This window comes from Providencia sp. PROV076 (genome assembly GCF_028483405.1).
In the GTDB taxonomy this organism is placed as follows: Bacteria; Pseudomonadota; Gammaproteobacteria; order Enterobacterales; family Enterobacteriaceae; genus Providencia; species Providencia huaxiensis.
The window spans coordinates 1-2917 of sequence record NZ_JAMPRR010000064.1; the positions used below are offsets into that span (position 1 = coordinate 1).

Consider the following 2917-nt stretch of genomic DNA (forward strand, 5'->3'; position numbering starts at 1 on the left):
AGCAACATTTACTTTGTTCTCATGTCTGGTTTTGTCTGGTTCTGATGTCAACAATTGTCAACATTCAGAGGATGAAGTATCCAGTAAAATATAGCCTTTTCGGTGGATACCAAAACGAATACCTTACAATCACTATAGCAACACCATAGTACCACCGTGGTTTATTTAAGTACCATTTCGGTACGTTATTATTGTGATTCTTTTTGTTATCAATATAACTACACCGTGTTTTTCGTATGGGTTAGCTATACTGGCTAATACTTAGCTACTTTGGCTAAAGGCACTAATTTGTGGTTTTGATATGAGGGCTTCATTTCAAGCCGTCCTCAGTATCAAGGGTAGCATTTCAACTGTCGCCCTTTCCGACTATGGCCATAATCACAATCGTTAACCCTCCTCAATTTTGAGGACACTGTTTCTATTGATAAATACAGGCTCAAAAATGAGCCGATTGATTCTATTGGTAAAATTAGACTGTGCTCAAATTTGAGCTTTGCCATGTATTCAGTTAGTTACAAGGCGCAATAATACGCTTTGCTTGTTTTACAGTAAGTTACCCTGACTTTGTTATATTAAGTTATACAATCACTCCTTAAATCCACCAGCAATTTTACATTTTCTAATCTGTATAACACTGTTATACACTGATATAATAAGCACTCATTGAGCTAATAACGGACTATTATCATGAGTAAATCTAATCTTATTGCCTTTCGTTTACCTGCTGAGCTGCAAGCCCTATTTAATGATGCTGTATCGAACTCTGGCAGCGATAAAACAGCATGGATAGTCTCAGCTATCAAAGAGAAGTTAAACCGCCCAGACAGCAATCCTGACGCTCGTATGTTATCGCTAGTGGAACGCCTAGAATCGTCTGTGGCGTCTTTAATTGCTGGTAAGGCAGATATCCCACCGTATACCTATAATGAGTCTGCTGTCGTTTCTGTTGTTAATTTGGTGCTATCAGAGGGTATAGATAATGGGCGCATTATTGCTGAACGAATTAACGAGGCTGGCTATCAAACTAAAGGCGGTAAAGCGTGGGATAAGGATATTTATTCAGCGTGGAAGCGTCACAAGGATATAGCAGGGAAACTGAGTAGCTAATTACCCCTGTAAAACTTGGTATTCAACTGCGCATTAAACCTTAGCATTTCTTAGCATCTAGTGCGCAATTTACCGATACATTCCGATACATATCAAACTGCGAATGATTACTAAGTTTTACTAAGTTCAATGTGTAGTTTTATGTAGTAGTAAACTGCGAACAACCTTAACATTTCTCAACAATGAACCATAACAATTGATAACAGGTCATCATTGAACAAAACCAGACAGAAAGCGGCTTTAATACTACATTCCACCTCATGGCCAACTGCGAAATTCGCACTTTTGTTCGCAATTTTCAAACTGCGAATTCGCAATTCTGTGCGCAGTTTTAGTGCGCAATTTTGGCATCAATGCGCAATTTCATTAGATACAAAATACTATTTATTTATCAATGCGTTAATTACTAACGACTCACATTAACTATTTAGCGTTTTTGCGCAATAACCTCTAGTTTTCCCTAGTAGCAAGGCTAGTTTTGGCTAGTAGTAAAATATTAATGGCGTGAGGTTTCGTGAGGTGGTACTGCGTGAAAATATTAGGTTATCGTTATCTTAGTACCTGACGTTAATTTATCGACAAATGGTATAAACGCCTGCCAGTAATAATCCTCTAATCTTGCCTGTTCTGCCACTTTCTCCCTGAATTTCTCCCATCTCATGCCCTTGGGTTTATCGAAAGAATACACATGCTTGGTTAAGTTACTAACATCTGGACTATAACCCCAAATAGCAAAGCGGCCTACTCGCACCTTGCGCCTTAATCGGTCAAGCTTGTTTTCGCTCTGGCTGGCATAGTGGAAATTCCAACACGACCTACAGGCTAAATCTTTACGACTAAAATAAAGCTCTGCTCTACGTTTGCGGCAATAGGGGCATGAATACCAATAACGAACGCCATAACCTGCTTGAGTGGTAACGAGTGATAAAGAAAATCGCTTATCGCCTATAACGACCAAGTAATTATCACCATTTTTACCAATGATTAATTTACCTGCGCTAGTATCCCACTGTAGCCCTTCACCATCGTTTTTAAACTTTCTGATAGCAGCTATAGTGCCATGCCCGATAGTTGGCAATGCGTCCGTATAGTGCCTTGATTGTGGTCTCATAATGCCTCGCCATTTCCAATCCGAAATAATATGAGTTTTTCATAAGTTGTCATTCTCATTATTCCGCCAATCCCTGTGATACCAATAGATACAAGCCTATTTCAAGGTAAGATTAATATTCTCTTTTTATGGACTGAAAAAAATCTTGCTACGATGTCCGAAAACTAACCGCTAACGTGTCCGATAATTAGCTGCTAACGTGTGTAAAAACTCCCGTTCTACGATGTGTAAAAACTATTTGCTACGGTGTATAAAAATCATCACCCCTAACGTGTCACATAAGTCGCTAAAGTGGGGTGAATTCTCGCATCACCGCCCTCGCGCGTACTGTTCACGAAAGTACCGAGTTAACGCTTCAATTCTTCCTGAATATACTTAGTTAAATTGGGTAATGTTTCCTCTACACCTTTTTTCAAGAACTCTTTTTTAGCCGTTGGGCGTTTAAACTTCTGCTTAACTTTCGGGTCATGCACATAAGCGGCATAGCTGGCGGAATAACCAATACGCCCCGTTACTCGCGTACCGTTAATGGTGACTGTGCGAAACTGGCTATTAATCAATGTTGAGGTATCGATAGGCGTATAGAGTGCGGCCTGTGCTCCAGCGTCGATAAGAAACCGCTGCATAGCGCGTGATACTCGTTGCTCTACATGTTGGCAATATTGCTGGAACGATTGATTGCGACCTCTTCTCTTAGAT

Annotated in this window: 3 protein-coding genes; 1 reads left to right on the forward strand and 2 read right to left on the reverse strand. The window is 40.0% G+C overall.

What is annotated here, in order from left to right; genetic code table 11:
* Positions 1-687: 687 nt before the first annotated feature.
* Positions 688-1107: a hypothetical protein gene (locus tag PSF67_RS21895; protein WP_137019048.1), complete on the forward strand. Its 420-nt coding sequence runs from the start codon at positions 688-690 to the stop codon at positions 1105-1107.
* A gap of 538 nt (positions 1108-1645) precedes the next feature.
* On the opposite strand, the gene PSF67_RS21900 is transcribed toward PSF67_RS21895, so the two are convergent.
* Together PSF67_RS21900 and PSF67_RS21905 are read right to left on the reverse strand one after the other, a co-directional pair.
* A complete protein-coding gene (locus PSF67_RS21900; protein WP_137019050.1) occupies positions 1646-2218 on the reverse strand; it encodes a hypothetical protein in 573 nt (190 codons plus the stop codon).
* Positions 2219-2565: 347 nt separating this feature from the next.
* The coding region (locus PSF67_RS21905) for an HK97 gp10 family phage protein (protein ID WP_272677606.1) at positions 2566-2917 on the reverse strand (352 nt) is incomplete at its 5' end.

Bases quoted from the DNA above. Each gene is read 5' to 3' on its own strand.
- PSF67_RS21895 (WP_137019048.1), top strand. From the start codon at position 688: ATGAGTAAATCTAATCTTATTGCCTTTCGTTTACCTGCTGAGCTGCAA.
- PSF67_RS21900 (WP_137019050.1), bottom strand. From the start codon at position 2,218: ATGAGACCACAATCAAGGCACTATACGGACGCATTGCCAACTATCGGG.